The organism is Pseudomonas sp. R1-43-08 (assembly GCF_003852255.1).
Taxonomy (GTDB): domain Bacteria; phylum Pseudomonadota; class Gammaproteobacteria; order Pseudomonadales; family Pseudomonadaceae; genus Aquipseudomonas.
The window spans coordinates 165529-182944 of the sequence record NZ_CP027734.1; the positions used below are offsets into that span (position 1 = coordinate 165529).

At 63.5% G+C, this 17416-nt stretch carries 15 protein-coding genes; 9 read left to right on the top strand and 6 right to left on the bottom strand.

The window, feature by feature from the left end:
* The first annotated feature begins 201 nt into the window (after window positions 1–201).
* The 3 genes from C4J87_RS00685 to C4J87_RS00695 are packed head-to-tail and all read left to right on the top strand — an operon-like array spanning window position 202 to window position 4256.
* A complete protein-coding gene (locus C4J87_RS00685) occupies window positions 202–1737 on the top strand; it encodes an MFS transporter (RefSeq protein ID WP_124365326.1) in 1536 nt (511 codons plus the stop codon).
* Between the two features lie 15 nt (window positions 1738–1752).
* Entirely contained in the window at window positions 1753–2811 is a 1059-nt protein-coding gene (locus C4J87_RS00690; RefSeq protein ID WP_124365327.1) for an HlyD family secretion protein, read from the top strand.
* Window positions 2808–4256, top strand: a complete 1449-nt coding sequence (locus C4J87_RS00695) for an efflux transporter outer membrane subunit (RefSeq protein WP_124365328.1) — start codon at window positions 2808–2810, stop codon at window positions 4254–4256. Before C4J87_RS00690 ends, C4J87_RS00695 begins: the two co-directional genes overlap by 4 nt.
* 36 nt (window positions 4257–4292) lie before the next feature.
* On the opposite strand, the gene C4J87_RS00700 is transcribed toward C4J87_RS00695, so the two are convergent.
* From C4J87_RS00700 to C4J87_RS00715, 4 genes are all read right to left on the bottom strand, one after another.
* Window positions 4293–5516: a type II toxin-antitoxin system HipA family toxin gene (locus tag C4J87_RS00700; RefSeq protein WP_124365329.1), complete on the bottom strand. Its 1224-nt coding sequence runs from the start codon at window positions 5514–5516 to the stop codon at window positions 4293–4295.
* Window positions 5494–5853, bottom strand: a complete 360-nt coding sequence (locus tag C4J87_RS00705) for a helix-turn-helix transcriptional regulator (RefSeq protein ID WP_124365330.1) — start codon at window positions 5851–5853, stop codon at window positions 5494–5496. Before C4J87_RS00705 ends, C4J87_RS00700 begins: the two co-directional genes overlap by 23 nt.
* A 105-nt stretch (window positions 5854–5958) precedes the next feature.
* On the bottom strand, window positions 5959–6663 hold the full coding sequence (locus tag C4J87_RS00710; RefSeq protein ID WP_124365331.1) for a DUF3142 domain-containing protein: 705 nt from the start codon (window positions 6661–6663) through the stop codon (window positions 5959–5961).
* Complete coding sequence (locus tag C4J87_RS00715) at window positions 6660–8822, bottom strand: outer membrane assembly lipoprotein YfiO (RefSeq protein ID WP_124365332.1); 2163 nt, start codon at window positions 8820–8822, stop codon at window positions 6660–6662. The genes C4J87_RS00710 and C4J87_RS00715 overlap by 4 nt, the downstream gene beginning before the upstream one ends.
* 159 nt (window positions 8823–8981) lie before the next feature.
* Here C4J87_RS00715 and C4J87_RS00720 point away from each other — a divergent pair, with 159 nt between their 5' ends.
* The 4 genes from C4J87_RS00720 to C4J87_RS00735 are packed head-to-tail and all read left to right on the top strand — an operon-like array spanning window position 8982 to window position 13691.
* Window positions 8982–9752, top strand: a complete 771-nt coding sequence (locus C4J87_RS00720; protein WP_124365333.1) for an efflux RND transporter periplasmic adaptor subunit — start codon at window positions 8982–8984, stop codon at window positions 9750–9752.
* Window positions 9749–11068, top strand: coding sequence for an efflux RND transporter periplasmic adaptor subunit (locus tag C4J87_RS00725; protein WP_124360695.1), 1320 nt, complete (start codon window positions 9749–9751; stop codon window positions 11066–11068). Before C4J87_RS00720 ends, C4J87_RS00725 begins: the two co-directional genes overlap by 4 nt.
* A complete protein-coding gene (locus tag C4J87_RS00730) occupies window positions 11068–13164 on the top strand; it encodes a biotin/lipoyl-binding protein (RefSeq protein ID WP_124365334.1) in 2097 nt (698 codons plus the stop codon). The genes C4J87_RS00725 and C4J87_RS00730 overlap by 1 nt, the downstream gene beginning before the upstream one ends.
* Window positions 13165–13175: 11 nt before the next feature.
* Window positions 13176–13691: a GNAT family N-acetyltransferase gene (locus tag C4J87_RS00735; RefSeq protein ID WP_124365335.1), complete on the top strand. Its 516-nt coding sequence runs from the start codon at window positions 13176–13178 to the stop codon at window positions 13689–13691.
* On the opposite strand, the gene C4J87_RS00740 is transcribed toward C4J87_RS00735, so the two are convergent.
* Entirely contained in the window at window positions 13667–13975 is a 309-nt protein-coding gene (locus C4J87_RS00740) for a hypothetical protein (RefSeq protein WP_124365336.1), read from the bottom strand. The two genes, C4J87_RS00735 and C4J87_RS00740, sit on opposite strands and share 25 nt — an antisense overlap.
* A gap of 49 nt (window positions 13976–14024) precedes the next feature.
* A complete protein-coding gene (locus C4J87_RS00745) occupies window positions 14025–14615 on the bottom strand; it encodes a phage tail protein (RefSeq protein WP_124365337.1) in 591 nt (196 codons plus the stop codon).
* 201 nt (window positions 14616–14816) lie between these two features.
* On the opposite strand from C4J87_RS00745, the gene C4J87_RS00750 reads away from it, so the two are divergent.
* Window positions 14817–16430: a glycosyltransferase family 39 protein gene (locus C4J87_RS00750; RefSeq protein WP_124365338.1), complete on the top strand. Its 1614-nt coding sequence runs from the start codon at window positions 14817–14819 to the stop codon at window positions 16428–16430.
* A gap of 109 nt (window positions 16431–16539) precedes the next feature.
* The gene (locus C4J87_RS00755; RefSeq protein ID WP_124368923.1) at window positions 16540–17382 is read left to right on the top strand and encodes a sulfotransferase; all 843 of its coding nucleotides are present in this window, start codon (window positions 16540–16542) and stop codon (window positions 17380–17382) included.
* Window positions 17383–17416: the final 34 nt, after the last annotated feature.

Here is a 17416-nt window from a genome sequence, read left to right on the forward strand (position 1 = left end):
AAGCTCCCTCGCCACAAGTTAGTTCTCGCTCCTGCTACTTCTTAACTGACCGGCATTAGGGCAAGCCCCCTCCCACATTAAATGCCCCGCATTACCCGGTGGATTGCGTATGACGCACTTATAACCTGCCAACAAGTCACTTTTTGTCATGCATTTGCCTGATTAAACTGCTCGGGTATTCCAATTCCGAGTTACCTGTCCATGACTTCCCTCGCTGCCCCCGCCTTCGAGGCCGCAGCCAAACCCACTGCGCCCAGCCCTCCGGTTTTCGGCCCGCGCATCATCATCGGCCTGGTCGGCGTGTTGCTGGCGGTGCTGGTGTCTGGCCTCAATGAGATGGTGACCAAGGTCGCCCTCGCCGATATCCGGGGTGCGCTGTACATCGGCTTTGACGAAGGCACCTGGCTGGTCGCGGCGTACACCGCTACTTCCGTCGCAGCCATGGCATTCGCGCCATGGTGCGCGGTGACGCTCTCCCTGCGCCGTTTCACCCTGGGCGCCATCGGCGTGTTCACGCTGCTCGGCATCCTGTGCCCGTTTGCACCGAACTACGAAAGCCTGTTGCTGCTGCGCACCGTGCAAGGCCTGGCCGGTGGCGCGTTGCCGCCGATGTTGATGACCGTGGCGCTGCGCTTTCTGCCGGCCAACGTCAAATTGTACGGGTTGGCCGGCTATGCACTGACCGCCACTTTCGGCCCGGGCCTGGGCACGCCATTGGCGGCGCTGTGGACCGAATACGTCGGCTGGCAATGGGCGTTCTGGCAGATCGTCGGGCCGTGCCTGTTGGCGATGGCCGCCGTGGCCTACGGCTTGCCGCAGGATCCGCTGCGCCTGGAACGCTTCAAACAGTTCAACTGGCGTGGTCTGCTGTTGGGCTTCCCGGCGATCTGCATGCTGGTGATCGGCCTGTTGCAAGGCAATCGCCTGGACTGGTTCGAGTCGGGCCTGATCACCTTTTTGCTCAGTGGCGGCGCGCTGCTGCTGGTGCTGTTCATGCTAAACGAATGGTCGCAGCCGCTGCCATTCTTCAAGCTGCAGATGCTCGGCCTGCGCAACCTGTCGTTCGCCTTGATCGTACTGGCCGGGGTGTTGATGGTACTGACCTCGGTGATCATCATCCCGTCGAGTTTTCTCGCTCAGGTCCAGGGCTACCGGCCACTGCAAACCGCGCCGGTGATGCTGCTGATGGCGCTGCCGCAGTTGATCGCGCTGCCACTGGTGGCGGCGCTGTGCAATCTGCGCTGGGTCGATTGCCGTTGGGTGCTGGGCATGGGGCTGGGCATGTTGGCGTTGTGCTGCATCGGCAGTTCGCACCTGACCTCGGCGTGGATTCGCGATGATTTTTATGGCTGGTACCTGCTGCAGATTTTCGCTCAGCCGATGGCGGTTCTGCCGTTGCTGATGCTGTCCACCGGCAGCATTCAACCCATCGAAGGGCCGTTCGCCTCGGCGTGGTTCAACACCGTCAAAGGTCTGTCCGCCGTGATCGCCACGGCGGTGCTGGATACGCTGACCACCCAGCGCGGGCATTTCCACTCGACCATGCTGGTGGACCGCCTGGGCAACTCTCCCCTGGCCGACGGCGACGCGCCGGGCCTGGCGCACCGCCTGCACGAGCAGACCGTGGTGCTCACCTCTTCGGATCTGTATGTCGTCATGGCCGGTGTCGCGATGGCGTTGATCCTGCTGATTTTCTGGATGCCCACGCGGATTTTCCCGCCTCGTGCACCGACCTGACCCCAAGGATTTCTCATGAAACGCAAAGACAAAATTGCCGTCTCCGTCATCGCCGTATTTGCCGTGGGCGTGCTGGTGTACCTGGTTGCGCCGGGCATCCTGGGCAGCCAGCGCCAGACCACCAACGACGCCTTCGTCGCCGCCGATTTCACCCTGGTTGCACCCCGCGTTGCCGGGTTCATCAAGGACGTGCTGGTGGAAGACAACCAGCGCGTCAAGGCCGGCCAGCTGTTGGCGCTGATCGACGACCGTGACTTTCGCGCCGCCGCCCAGGCTGCCGACGCCGACACCCTGGTCGCCCAGGCCCAACTGAAAAACGCCACCGCGACCCTTGAACGCCAAAGCTCGGTGATCGCCCAGGCCCAAGCCACCGTGGCCGCGGATCGCGCCGAAGTGGCGTTTGCCGAACACGAACTGAACCGCTACAACCACCTCGCCGGCGTCGGCGCGGGCACCGTGCAGAACGCCCAGCAAGCCAAGACCCGCATCGACCAGGCCACCGCGCGCCTGGCCAAATCCACGGCGGTGCTGGCAGCCGAACGCAAGCAAGTGGAAATTCTCACCGCCCAGCGTGACGCTGCCGAAGGCGGTCTCAAGCGTGCACAGGCCGCGCTGGAAATGGCCAGTTATCAGCTGTCCTACACCCGCATCGTCGCGCCGGTGGACGGCATGGTCGGTGAGCGTGCGGTACGGGTCGGCGCCTATGTCACGCCGGGCAGCAAGATCCTCGCCGTGGTGCCGCTGGCCCAAGCCTATGTCGTGGCCAATTTCCAGGAGACCCAGCTGTCGCACATGCAGGCCGGCCAAGCCGTGCAGGTGCGGGTCGACAGTCTCGATGGCGAGTTGCTCAACGGCCATCTGGAAAGCCTGGCGCCTGCCACGGGGGTGACCTTTGCCTCGGTCAAGCCGGACAACGCCACCGGTAACTTCACCAAGGTGGTGCAGCGTATTCCGGTGAAGATTGTGCTTGAGCCAAACCAACCGCTGACCGAACGCTTGCGCGTAGGGATGTCGGTGGAAGCCAGTGTCGACACCCACGCCGCCGCACAACAACATGAGGTGGCCCAGCAATGAGACATCTCGCCTGGCTCACCCTGAGCCTGATCAGTTTGAGCGCTTGCACCGTCGGCCCGGATTTCCAGCGGCCGCAGGGTTCGTCTGTGGCCCAATGGACTGAGCCCCAGGGGCGTCAGGCGGCCAGTCGCGCCACCAGTGACCCGTTGCAAGAGCGCTGGTGGGACGTATTCCACGACGAGCAACTGTCGGCCCTCACACGCCGCGCCCTCAGGGATAACCTCGACCTGAAACTGGCCAGCAGCCGCCTGCAACAAAGTCGCGCCGTGCGCCAGGTAACCACCGCCGAACGTTACCCCAACGTCGACGCGGGCGGCGCTTACCAGCGTAAGCGCAACAGTGGCAGAGGCTTGAACGACCCCTCCGGCGAGAACGGCCGCTCGGCGTTCAACCAGTGGGACATGGGCTTTTCCGCCGCTTGGGAAGTGGACTTCTGGGGCCGGGTCAAGCGCGAGACCGAAGCCGCCGACGCCACCCTGGAAATCGCGGAAAACGACCGCCGCGCCGTGTTGCTGTCGGTGCTGGCCGAGACCGCCCAGGACTACATCCAACTGCGCGGCGTACAAAACACCCGCGCCGTCACCGAGCAGAACCTCGACGTCGCCCGCCACAGTCTCAAGCTTTCGCAACTGCGCCTGGCCGATGGCGTGGCGACCGACCTGGACGTGGCCGAAGCCGCCGCCCAAGTCGCCGCCATCGAAGCGCGCCTGCCGGATTTGCAGCAGCGCCAGGACCAGTTGATCAACGCCCTGAGCCTGCTGATGGGCGAGCCTCCGCAAGCCCTGCACGCGCAACTGTCCAAGGACGCCGCCGTGCCGCAGACTCAGCGCCAGGTCGCCATCGGCCTGCCGTCGGAACTGGCCGAGCGCCGCCCGGACATCCGCCAGGCCGAAGCCCGCCTGCACGCCGCCACCGCCAGCATCGGCGTGGCCAAGGGCGATTTCTACCCGCGCATCACCCTGTCCGGCAGCCTCGGCTCCCAGGCCATGCAGCTCTCGGATCTCGGCTCCTGGGGCTCGCGCGCCTTTGCCTTCGGCCCGCAGTTCAGCCTGCCGCTGTTCAACGGCGGGCGCTTGCAAGGCATGGTGAATCTGCGCGAAGCCCAGCAACAGGAAGCGGCGCTGGCCTACCAGCAAACCGTGCTGCGCGCCTGGCATGAAATCGACGACCAGTTGACCCGCTACAACGCCAGCCAACTGCGCCGCGACAGCCTCGCCGAAGCCGTGCGCCAGAACCAGATCGCCTTGACCACCGCACAACACCAGTACGTCGAAGGCGTGGCGGATTTCGTCAACGTGCTCACCGTGCAAAGCGCGCTGCTGGCGACCCAGGAACAGTGGGTGGAAAGCTCTACGAGTGTGTCGTTGGCGATGGTGGGCTTGTATAAAGCGTTGGGTGGCGGCTGGGAGTCGGTGTATCCACTGGCGCGTTCAGATGCGCAATAGGACGGACGTGAGGTCGTCTTCGGCTGCGCACCCGGGTCATGCCATCAGCTGCGTTTCAAACCGGGTGCATACCTTGGAAAGCATGCTGGTATCGGCACTGCTGCAGCCTGTGGCCTCAAAAAAGCCGGAGGCTTCTCGCACGACGGCATAGACGTCAGTGACGATGGATCTTGCTTCATCCATTCCCAAGCCAAAGCGCTCGGGCGTACTCAGCAAATTGCTGATAGACGATACCCTTCCTTCATTCCCGATGATCAGCGCCTGCAAGCCTAGTTGCGTCGGATGGGGCAGCACGTCAAATACTGGCGCAAGGGAGTAGCCCGACGAGCTGGTCAACAGCAGTCCGGTTTGTTTCAGGTGGTCGTCGCTATTTCCGATGAGCACATTGAATGCCATGCGTCGATAAAGTTCACGCATGTCGAGCGTTGCATCGTCGCTGACCTTCTTCAAAACGTCGGCGATTCTGGAATAGGAAACGTCACTATCAACCGCGCCAACGCGCATTCTCGGCTTCTCGGCGCTTACCAAAGAGTTGCAGCTGACATAGTGCTCGCGGCCCGTTCCTTCATGCCGGTCAAAGCGCTCGACCATCAATACCGGCCTGCCGGCTACCTCGACCAACTTGTGCCCCGCTGCCGGTAGACCCGCCGCGTTCGCCATTTGCAGGCTGGCAAATTCAGCACGGGGCTGATCGAAAACATCGTCGCTACGGCCGAACTTGGCAATCCATTCCTTACCTTCATGAGTCACGGTGACCTTGGGTCTGGCGCCGCCCATAGAGCTTCCGAACTCGAATAGCCGTGCGATTTCCGCAGGGAGGTCTACATCGCCTTTCTCGACTTGATCGAGGCCCACCATGATTTTTTCGAGATCTTCAAATTGTGGCGGCTGGTGCAGGGTAGGTAACAGATGTCGTGAAGCACTGAAAAGCAGGCATCCAACCCCGGCACCCCGCGAGGCAAGCAGCCATTCTATGTCGTTTTGTGGATGCTGCTTGTGAGTGGCCAGCAGAACACGCCGGCCCCAATTGTCCGGAGTGGCGTCGTCAAGCACCCCAAACATGCGCGTGGAGGAATATTGGTTAGAGGTCAGTGGCAAATTCAGCGGGTCAATCGCGAATGCGTTGGGTCTTGCGAGCCAGCTGTTCGCGTAGCGAAAAACGAACCCGCCCCCGTGCATCGCCACTTCACCGACGGGGACCGGATCACCGACTGAGTGAGCCGAAAAAACAAATGCATTACCAATCGGCTTCCAGGACATGAGGGTCTCCTTCTGTGCGAATTCGGTCAGGCTCACGGGCGAGGCTCAGGGTTATCCCAACCTGGTCAAGGTCTGGCGATGCGATGCTCGCCATCCCTTCCTCCAGGTCCATCGCGCTGAGCACATTCATCAGTACACCGAGGGATACGCCGGCTTCTCCCTGTCTCAGTCGTTGATACGTTTGCCGGGTGATACCCGCGCGGCTGCATATGGTGGAAATTTTCAGCCGACGACGAACACGGGCTATTTCGATACCGTTTCCGATACCTTTCATCAGCTCATCGCTTCGCTCTGAGATGTACCCTTTGTGAGGGTTCGGCTTGCCCGACGCTTGCATGATATATCACCCTTTAATGCGGTAAGAGTAACTTATATCATCCACTCTGTTTAAGCCAGTGTGCATAAACTCCAGCTCGATGCGGATTTTTCCCTGTCGGAGGACTTACCGGTTCTGCAAAAACACCACATACCCCCGAAACCACTCACTCCCCTGTAAATACTCCGGCGCTTGCCAGTCCCCGCCCTGAATCAGGCCGACCTTGAACGGCACGCCCAGCCGGTTCATGCGGGGCAAATACGCGGCGTAGTCGGGGATGCTGTGCCGCCCTTGATAGGTCTGTACCACCACTTCATCCACCACGCCCTTGAGCTGGGCGATGGCGGCGGGGTCGGCGTTGCTGCTCCAGTCCAACAGGCCGGTGATGCTCAAGCGCAGGTCGGTTGGCAGACGTTGGCGCAGGTCGCGTAGGAAGGCCGCGTATTCGTGCAGGTATTGAGTGCGGGCGTCGAAGTCGATCTGGATGCCGACCACCGGGTTGCCCGCCTCGCGCCAGCGTTGCACCTGGCCAAGCAGTTGGGTGTAGACCTGTTCCGGCCATCGCAGAGTATGGGCGCGGTAGACCACCCAGATGTCGCCCTGGGTAATGCGCGGCACGTTCATGCCCTGGGCAATCAGTTGCACACCGCGTTGCGGCGCGCGGCGGGTGGAGTTGATCTGGCCCTGCAGGATGTACAGGGTCTTAGCCTGCTTGAGCACCGGCTGGGGCGCCACGCCGCTCCACAGCCAGAAGGCGTCGTAGTCACGGGCGTCAACAGCGCCAAAGGCTGGGCTTGCCAGCAATAGTAGGCCCAGCCACAGGGTTTTCACCAGTAGTACTGCAGCGATTTGCCCCACTGAGTGTCGGCGAAACCGCTCTTGAGCTGGCGGAACCAGCCTTTGCGCACGGCCGGCGCCACGTCTTCGCCGCCGCAGCTGTTGTAGCCGGCCGGCGCGTAGCAATTGATCGCGCGAAACAGTGCGTAGGCCCGGTCGGTTTTGGGCGCCTTGGCATTGGCGATCACCTGCTGGTAGCCGTCCAGGCGCGAGAAGGTCTCACCTTTGAACTCCGAGGCGGTGCTGCCAAGGCTGCCGGTGGCGCGAGCTTGCTCCAGCGGCATGCCGTCCAGGCCATTGCGCAGGATGAATTCCCCCAGGCAGTTGAGGGCTTGCGGGTTTTTTGCGTCGCTTTGCAAGGTCGCGGCGGTTTGCGCGACGCTCGGGCAGGCATAGCCGGATTCGGCCTTGTCACCGTTCCACTGGAACAGCTTCAGGCTTTGCCCGCCGCTGTAGGTGTAACCCAGGCTGGTGCCGAGTTTGTCGTCAGACAGCGAGGCCTGCTTGAGGTCGTCGGCGAAGGTCGCGAACTGGCGGTGCAGCAGGTCTTTGTAGAGCAGCACGAATTGGGCGGTCTGGCGTTCAGTGGGGTCGTTGGCCTTGGCGATCTGCTGGCGCAACAGGTCGGGACCGGCCACGTTGCGCAGCAGGATATAGCGCACCTGCCTGGCACTGATCGGCGAGTCGGCGGCGAACACCTTGGCCAGTTGGCCGCTGCGCTCGTAGTTCATCGCCAGCGCCAGCTCCAATTGATCGCGTTGCAGCGGTTGCTTGGCCAGCGGCAGCAGTTGCAGCCACAGCGCTTCGGCGCCTTTCCAGTCTTGCTTGGCTTCCAGGGCCAGGGCGCGCAGGGTCTGCTGGCTGAAGGCGAAGTAATCCAGGTTTGACGGCAGGTCCGTCGGCAGGTGCTTCAGGGCCGTGTCGGGTTGATGCTCGACATACAGGGCATACGCCGCTTGCAGGTAGTCGAACAAGGCCGGCTCGTTGGCGAAGGTGCTCTTTTGCTTGTCGAGGGCTTCGCGACTCAACAGGGGCGGGGTATGGGCACGCATGGCCATCAGGTCGCTGACCAGTTGCAGCATCGGGCTGTTGGCCGCCTGGTTGCTGGCCATCAGCAATTTGAGGTCGGCTTCTTCCACCAACGCGTCCACGCTCACATTGCGCTGGGCGTCGCTGGCTTCGGTGAATTGCCAGGTGAAGTCTGCGGCGAGCTTGGTCTCGTCACTCGCCAGCCAGTGCACCCGGCGCAGCAGGCCACGGGCGGACGCGACGTAAGCGCCCTGCGGGTAGGTTTTCAGGTAGCCGAGAAAGCCTTCTTCAGCGTCGCTCAACGCGGCCTTGTCCACATGCTCGCGCTGGGGCACACCGTATTCGTCGAAGGCTTCGGCCTGGGCTTGGTTCAGCGAGGTGCGCGCGGTCATGTACAGCGCGGTTTCCTTCAGCCAGGGCACATCGCTGGCCGCGGCGGCGGCGAAACCGCGCTCGGCGTTACCGAAGCGGCCGCTGTAGAAGTCAGCGGCGGCCTGCAGATAAGTGCGAAACAGTTGGGCGCTGGCCGAAGGGGTCAGCTGCGCATCCACCACCTGGCCGTCCCAGTCACAGGTGGTCAGCAGCTGCAGACGTGCTTTCACCAGCAGGTCGCGCTCGGCGGGCGGCATATCGGCCTTGATCACCTGGCTGATAAACGCGGTGGCGCTGTCATCAGCGTTGCTGCGGCAGCGGCTGCCTTCGCCATCGAGGAACGCTTCGCCTGCGGTCTTGTACTCCTCACGCTTGATGCCCAGCGGCGCGAGCAGGGTGTCGAGCTCGGCGGTGCGCGAATCGTCCGCTTGGTTATCAGGTTCGTCCTCTGCGGCCGGAACCGGCACCAGGCGATACACCGGAAACGGCACCGGGCCGAAACCCTGGGCCAGGTCGTCTTCGCCCAGGGCATTCGGCGCCAGCGGTGCGGCCTTTTTGTCGGCCAGCAACAGGCGCAGGTTTACCCGGCTATCGTTGCCTGGGCTGAGAAAGGGTTGGTTGCTGCAGGGTTCGAGACTGTCACGCGACACCCGCCAGTCGGGGTAGCACGAGTCGTCGGAACTGGCCTGGGCCGCCAGGGGAATACCGGCCAGCAGGGCCAGTGCCAGAGGTGACAGAAAACCGATGCGCATGACGTGTCCTTGATCCTGGGTCCTTGGAGGACGGCAATCATAGCGTGATCCGACTCCAGCTTCGGTGAACGCTCACACAAATCACGGATTTGTCCGATTGAGGGTAGTGGCGTTTTAACCTTGCTGACATAGACTGCGTTCTTCATCAGGGAGGATCGTATGAAGCTATTGCGGCTATGGCTGTTGAGTGTTGCCTGCGTGATCGGCGTGGCGCCTGTCGCCATGGCGGACGACCCCTTGCTGGATCACCCGCCGGCGGCTGCGGCCGGCACTGATGAGGCGCGCGGCGTGTTACGGGCTCGCGACCAGGCGATGCTGGCCAGCGAGTTGTCCGGGCGCATCGTCGAACTGCCGTTCAGTGAGGGCGAGTCGTTCAAGAAGGGCGACACCCTGGCGCGTTTCGATTGCTCGGCCTACCAGGCGCAATTGAATGCCGCCCAGGCTGCCAGCCGTGGCGCCGGTGAAGAGCTGGCCCACAACAAACAGCTGGCGGCGCTCAATTCAGTCGGGCGCTTTGAAGTGGCCCGCGCCGAAGCCAAACTCAGCGAAACCCAGGCCCAGTCCCAGGTCTATCAGGTGCAGGTCAAGCGTTGCAGCGTGCTGGCGCCGTATGACGGCCAGGTGGTGCAACGCAAGGTGCAACGCTATGAAAGCGTGTCGGCCGGGGCGCCGATGCTGGAAATCGTCGACAACCGCAGCCTGGAAATCCACCTGCTGGTGCCGTCACGCTGGATGGACAAGCTCAAGCCCGGCCAGACCTTCACTTTTACCCCCGATGAAACCGGCCAGGCGTTCAGCGCCACGGTCAAACGACTCGGCGCGCGCATTGACGAGGGCAGCCAGACGCTGCTGCTGGTCGCCACTTTACCCAACGCCGCCGGGTTGATGGCAGGCATGAGCGGCACCGCACACTTTGCGCAATTGCAATGAACGCCCCGATGCCGGGCAGCAGCGAGCGGGTGTTTGCGCAGTTTCTGGACCTGGAACGCCAGACCCGCGCCGCGCGCACCACCGAGCAACTGGCCTACAGCCTGGTCAATGACAGCCAGCCGCTGTTCGGCTATCGGCATGCCGCACTGTTGATCGCCGGCAAGGTGCAGGCGGTGACAGCCGTGAGTAACGTCGACCCGAATGCGCCATTCGTGGCCTTTGTCGAGCAGGCGGTGGCGCAGTTGCACAAGCAGGCGCTGGCCCAGACCGCACGCGTCGTGCCGGCGGAGCAGTTGAGCGAGGCGGTGCGGGCGGACTGGCAAAGCCTGTCTGCCGGCCAGGTGTTCTGGTTGCCGCTGATCGACCCCCAGGGCCGAGTGTTCGGTGGTTTGTGGCTGGCGCGAGATACCCCGTGGAATCCGGCCGAGCAAGTGTTGCTGGCACAATTGGGCGACACCTGCAGCCATGCCTGGCATGCGCTGCAGCCGCAGCGGCCGTGGCGGTTGCGCCTGACCCGCAAGCGCCGGCTGATGGTGGTGGTCGCCTTGCTGCTGTTGCTGCTGATTCCGGTGCGCCAATCCGTGCTGGCGCCCGCCGAAGTGGTGCCGCTGGCCGGGCAGGTGGTGGCGGCGCCGCTGGATGGGGTGATTGCACAGTTTTTGGTCAAGCCCAACCAGGCGGTAAAAACCGGTGACCTGTTGCTGCGTTTCGAAAGCACCACCCTCACGGCCCAGGCCGACGTGTCGGCGCGTGCCCTGGGCGTGGCCGAGGCCGAGTTGAAGGCCAGCGCGCAGCGAGCTTTTGCCGATGCCGAATCGAATTCGCGTATCGACCTGCTGGCGGCCCGGGTCGAGCAAAAACGCGCCGAACGCGATTACGCCCGCGAACTGCTCAAGCGCAGCGAAGTGCGCGCCGAGCGCGACGGTATCGCTGTCTTCGCGGACGCCGAGCGCTGGACCGGCAAGCCCGTGCAAACCGGTGAGCGCCTGTTGCAGATTGCCGACCCCGACCAGGCCGAGTTGCGCATTGAGCTGGCGGTAGGCGATGCGATCGCCCTGGAGCCGAACGCCCAGGTAGCGCTGTTCCTCGACAGCGACCCTTTGCATCGCCACCTGGCGACCTTGCAACGGGCAGCCTATGAAGCGCAGCCCACACCGGGTGGCCAACTGGCCTATCGCCTGGATGCGCAATTTGACGAAGCACCGCCGCGTATCGGCCTGCGCGGCACGGCCAAGCTGTTTGGCGAGCGCGCGCCGCTGGCGCTGTACCTGTTGCGGCGGCCGCTGGCAGGCCTGCGCCAGAGCGTGGGCCTCTGATGGACTTGCCCAAACTGCGTGAAGACCTGCAACTGTCCAGCGCCGGTGCGGCCCTGGACGGTTCGCCGCGCTGGACCCTGGCCGACCCGGTGCGCGGGCGCTATTTCAAACTGGGCGCCACCGCCATTCGCTTGCTGCGCCACTGGTCCCTGGGTGACCCGAAAAAAGTCCTGCAGGCCGCCAACCGCGAGCCGGGCCTGGCGTTGGGCGGCAGTGAAGTGGATGAACTGCTGGGTTTTCTGCGCGCCCACGACCTGATCGCCGCCCTCGACCCGCAGCAGCGCGCCAGTTACCTCTACAAATCTGCCGCGCACAAACAAAGCCTGTGGCAGGTGCTGCTGCATCAATACCTGTTTTTCCGGATTCCGCTGTGGCGCCCGGATGCGTTTCTCAACCGTGCATGGCCGCTGCTGGCGCGCTTTGGCCCTGGGTTGCTGCGCTACGGCTTGCCGATCATTTTGGCGCTTGGGGTGTTTCTGGTCGCGCGCGACTGGCAGCGCTTTGTGGCGACGTTTCCGCATCTGTTCAGCCTGGGCGGCGCCCTGGCGTTTGGCGTGGCGCTGTTCTTTGCCAAGCTGTGCCATGAATTCGGCCATGCCTTTATGGCCAAGCGCGCCGGGTGCAGGGTGCAGAGCATGGGCGTGGCATTCATGGTGTTGCTGCCGATGTTCTACACCGACGTAAGCGACGCCTGGCGGGTCAATGATCGTCGCGCGCGCTTGATGATCGGGGCGGGTGGGGTCATGGCCGAGTTGTTGCTGGCGTGCATCGCCCTGCTGGCCTGGTCGCTGCTGCCGGACGGCCCGGCGCGCACGGCAGCGTTCATGCTGGCAAGCGCCACCTGGCTGACCACCCTGGCGATCAACCTCAACCCGTTCATGCGCTTCGATGGTTACTTTCTGATCAGCGATTGGTGGGAGGTGGATAACCTGCAAGGTCGCGCCTTTGCGCTGTGTCGCTGGCGCTTGCGCGAGCTGCTGTTCGGTTATGGCGAACCGGCACCGGAGCCGTGGTCGCCGAATATGCAACGCGGGCTATTGTGGTGGGGCTACCTGGCGTGGCTGTGGCGCGCGGCGCTGTTTTTAGGGATCGCCCTGGCGGTGTATCACCTGTTTTTCAAGCTGCTGGGGATCGTCCTGATGGGCGTGGAACTGGTGTGGTTTATCGGCCTGCCGATCTTCAAGGAGTGGCGCCAATGGTGGAGCCGACGCAGCCAGGCGCATGCGCCGCGGGTCATGCTCAGCAGCCTGGGCCTGGTGCTGTTGGTGCTCGCGCTGGTGGTGCCCTGGCGTAGCGCGGTGGAGCTGCCGACCATGCTCGAAGCCGGGCGCGCCAGTGCGCTGCATGCGCCGGTGGCGGCGCGGGTCAAGCACTTGCGGGTGGGGGACGGGCAAGAGGTGACCCAGGGCCAGGTGCTGATCGAGCTGGAATCACCGGACCTCGACGCCCGGCAAGGTATCGTGCGTCGCGAAGTGGAGATTTTGCAGTTGCAGATGCGCCGCCAGGCCGGGCGCAGTGAAACGGCAGTGGACGCGGGCATCAATGATCAGCGCCTGTCCCAGGCCCTCGCCGAATACCGTGGCCTGGCCGCCCAGCGCGAACGCCTGCTGCTGCGCGCGCCTCACGCCGGCACGGTGCGCGATGTGCTGCCGCAATTGAGCGTGGGGCGCTGGCTGTCGCCCAAGGATTCGCTGGCGCGGGTGGTGGAAGAAGGCGCCCGCCTGCGCGGTTACATCGCCGAGGCCGAGCTGTGGCGGGTCGCGCCGGGGGCAACCGGACGGTTTATCGCCGATGACCCGATGCACGCGGCCATCCCGGTGGAATTGACCGATATCGACGCCAACGGTGTGGCCTACCTGGACCAGGAGGCGCTGACCTCGGACCACCACGGGCCGATTGCCGTGCGCCGCGATGAAAACCAGCGCCCGGAGCCGGTGCAGGCGCAATACGGCGCACGCTTGAAAAGTCTGCAAGCGATTGCAACGCCCCGTCAGCCGTTGCGCGGCGTGGTGGTGCTGCAGGGGCGCAGTGAGTCGGTGCTGGGCGTGGCCTGGCGCCGGGTGGCGGCGTTGGGTGTACGGGAAAGCGGGTTCTAGGAGTGAACGCAATGTCGAACAAGCAAGGTGCCCTGGCGCAGGGCCTGGTGATGCGCCCCTCACGCAGTACCGACGGGCCGTTTTTGCAGCGCCTTTACCGCTCGGCACGTGCGGATCTGCAGTGGATTGATGGCGAGCAGGCGCTGGTCGAGGAGGTGGTCGCCCAGCAATTCCAGGTCCAGGAAAAGGGCCTGGACGAGCATTTCCCCGGTGCGCTGCACTATGTCATCGAAAAACTGGACACGCCTATCGGCGCCTTGAGTGCCGACTTTGGGCCCCATGAAATCCGGGTGTTGTACCTGGCATTCATTCCCACCGCGCGTGGCCAGGGTTTTGGCCGCGCGGTTTTGCAAGGGGTGCAGCAGGCGGCCACGCAGGTGATGTGCCCGGTGTGCACGGTGGTGTGGGCGAGCAACCCCCATGCGTGCCGGCATTACCTGGCGCTGGGGTTTCGGGTGGAAGAACAGACGCCCGCCGCGCAGCGGTTGGTGTGGTACCCGTCTCAGTTGAACACGATGCAGAAATAACCCCGCTCGCTGTCGCGGCCCATGGCGGGCTCGCGGGACACAAACACCTGTTCGAGGCAGGCGTCCGCCAGCGGTAAACGGCATAAGCCGTCGACGAAATCCGTGGGTACAAGGCTTTCGAGCAGCACCCTGAAGGCCCCGCGCGGGCTACCTGGCAAGGTGGCTTTGGGGGTCTCGCTGAGGCTTTGGACCTGGATCGGCAGCGCCGAACCGTCGGGCAGGTAAAGCACGGCGGTGCCATCAAGCAACGGTCGAAAGTGTTCCGGGGTGACCAGGTTCAACATGTGAGGCTCCATTTCAGAGATGCCGGGGCCTGCGAGCCCCGGCCAGGGGTTAATCGCGCGACGGAAAAAGCCCGTTCAAGGCAATGCTGAAATTGATCGCAAGGTAAGGGTTCATGGTGGCCAAGGCCTGGCCCTGACCGGCGACACTGATCGTGCCTCCGGCCACGGCGGTGCTCACGCCCTGCAGAGGGACCGGCGTGGCGCCCTGCTGGTCTGAATAGATTGCGGCGCTGCCCGGCCCACCGCCGGAAGCGCCGATAAACGCGTTGGTAGCGCTGGGTACTGTCAGCGGGTTGCTGGAGGTGTTCGCCAGTTGCACCGAGGTGGTGGCGGTGAGTGGTGTCACGGCGTGGGTGTGGGCAGGCAGGTTGAGCAGGGTGGCGGTGACGGATTCCGTGCCGGAGATTTCGCCAATGACGCGCGCCGACAACCCCGCGCCGCTGCCTTGACCAATGGGCATTCGACCTTGCAGGTTAGGCAGCATGAAGCTGACGCTGCCATTTCCGCCGTAAACGACACCGAGCAGGGCGTACAGCGCCTGGTACTGGTTGACGGCAAGGGTTTGCCCGGCGCACAGGGCCCAGTCTCTGGGGGCGAAATCAAACGCAAAGGGTTGGATGGTGCCGATGAAAACTTCCATGGATCGTTCATCCTTGTGATGGCGTGACAGGGGGGAAGACGCCAATCGGTCCGGCGCCATCGCAGAGCGTAGTCGCCGTTGTTGCTTGCTGCCTGGCGGTTGCGAAACAGCGAGCGAAACCGGGGCTTTTGTCCTAGAGTGGCGCGTGTTTGCGCATGTGCGGAGTTTGCTCGGTAAACGGGCTGTGTCTGGGGAGTTGAGGTGCGACGGTCTGTGGTAGAACAAGACGACAAAGTGGCGGCATTTTCCTTAGTCAATCGCCTTGCGAGCGCCTGGGAAGGCGCCGGTTGGCTCAGCCGTTTGTGGTGGGTACCGATCCTGGCGCTGGCCATGGCCGTGCGGTTTTATGGCCTGACGACTGCGGCGATCTGGGGCGATGAGGGCTCAAGCCTGCTGCTCAGCGAATACGCCCTGGACGACCTGTGGTTTCACGCCGCCCATGATGTGCACCCGCCGCTGTACTTTTTCATGCTGCGCGGCTGGATCGAACTGTTCGGCGACGGCATCTGGTCGATTCGCGGCATGAGTGCGATCCCCGGCGTGCTGGCGGTGGGCCTGGGCGTCTGGCTCACACGGCAACTGTCTACCCGTCGCGCTGCGGTGCTGGCGGGGGTGCTGCTGGCGCTGTTCCCCTCCGCCGTGCGCTACAGCCAGGAAGTGCGCATGTACTCGCTGCTGGCCGTGTGGTTACTGGGGGCCACGCTGGCGCTGGTGTACTGGGTGCGCCAACCCGCGCGCACGCGTTACCTGGTCGTTTATGCGCTGTTGATGGCCGCCGGGTTTTATACCCATTACTTCACTGCACTGTGCGTGCTGGTGCACTGGGCTTACCTGGGGCTGCTGTGCCCGTCCCAGGCGCCCAGCCAGCGCCTGATCCTGCGTCCGTCGTGGTGGTGCGCCAATGCGCTGGTCGTGGCGTTGTACCTGCCCTGGCTGCCGAACCTGCTTGACCTCGTGCAACACGTCGAACAGCTCAAGGTCGGCGGTGACATTGGCTGGGAAGACCCGGTCACGTTGACCTCCGTGCCGTCGATGATCTGGCAGTTCACGCTTCAGGATGAAGGCGTGGACTTCTGGCGACCGCTGTTCTGGCTGTTCCCGCTGTTGTTGATCGCCGTCGTGATAGCCACCGCCTGGCAGGATCGCGAGCGCCATCACCCGGCCCGCCTGCTGGCGCTGTTCTTCCTGTTGCCGCTACTGCTGGTGTATGCGGTGTCGTTCATCTCGCCGGTGTTTATCGAGCGCTACCTCACGGTATACGCCCTGGGCTTGCCGATCCTTGTGGCCCTGGCCATCGACCGCCTGCCCACGCGCCTGGCATGGCTGGGCGCGGCGTTGTGCGTGGTGTTTGTCGGAGTGGAGCTGCTGGGGCTGAAAAACAATGCCACGGTGGATGGGCATGATCAGTTCAACGTGCCGGTGGAGTTCGTCAACCGCAACTACCAGGAAGGCGACCGCATCGTTCTCAGCGACATGATGTGGTACCTAAGCTACGTGTATTACGACCAGACCGACGCCCAACTGCAGCTTTACACCCCGCCCAGGCCCGACGGCACGCCGACTCGGCCGAATGCCTATGGCTTCGGCACCCTGGTGGATCAGGACGGCGGGCGCATCTACCTTGACCGTCTGTCTGCCTTAGCGCCCGACACCCGCCGTGTCTGGCTGATCAGCAGCAACGAGCTGCCGGATGAATTCGCGCCGATTCCGCCAGGCTGGCAAGAACTTTTGCAGCAGGACGGCGGCGGCGCGCGGGCGCGGCTGTTCGTGCTGTGTGGCGGGCCAGAGCCTTCGCGGCCCGTCGGTTGCCGCTAATCACGAATTGGTATCAGGGGCATGCCAAATAGTGGCAAATGATCGCTAGTCGGCACTGTATTTCTCAACTACGCTCCGGCCCACAAATGGATTTTTGTCCTACAAAGTGGTGAACGGATTGCAGTATCACTTTATCTCGGGCTTGCCGCGCTCCGGCTCGACCCTGCTCTCTGCGATTTTATTGCAGAACCCGCGTTTTCACGCCGGCATGAGCAGCCCTTTAGGCACTTTGTTCAATGGTGTGCTGGCGCAGTGCAGCGCCGGCAGCGAGTTTGGCTCGGTCATCGATGCCAACACCCGTCGTCGCCTGTTGCGCGGCCTGTTTGATTCCTACTACGCAGACAAAGCCTCCATCCCGGTGGTATTCGACACCAACCGCCAGTGGTGCGCGCGTATGCCTGCGCTGCACGACCTGTTTCCCCAGGCCAAGGTCGTCGCCTGTGTGCGCAACGTTGCCTGGATCATGGACAGCCTGGAGCGCTTGTACCGCGCCAATCCCTTCGAAAACACCAAGCTGTTTGGCGATGACGTCGAGCGCAACACGGTCTACAGCCGCTGCGAAACCCTGGCCCAGCGCAACCGTCTGGTCGGGTTTGCCTGGGCGGCGCTCAAGGAAGCCTATTACGGAGAGCATGCCGATTCTTTGCTGATCGTCGATTACGACCTGCTCAGCCAGGCCCCGGAGCGGGTCATGCGGCTGGTCTACGATTTTATCGGCGAGCCATGGTTTGAGCATGACTTCGACAACCTCGCCTACGACGCGCCGGCATTCGACGAGGCGCTGGGCGTTTCCGGCTTGCACAAGGTCCAGCCCAAGGTGCGCTTGCAGTCGCGGCGCACCATCCTGCCGCCGGACTTGTTCCAGCAGTACACCGAGTTGTCGTTTTGGCAGGACGGCTCAGCCAGCGCCGCCAATGTGATTCGTATGAAGGCCAACGCCGCGCTCAGTTGATCGCGGCGTTTCCATTTTTCTCAAGAACGTTTGA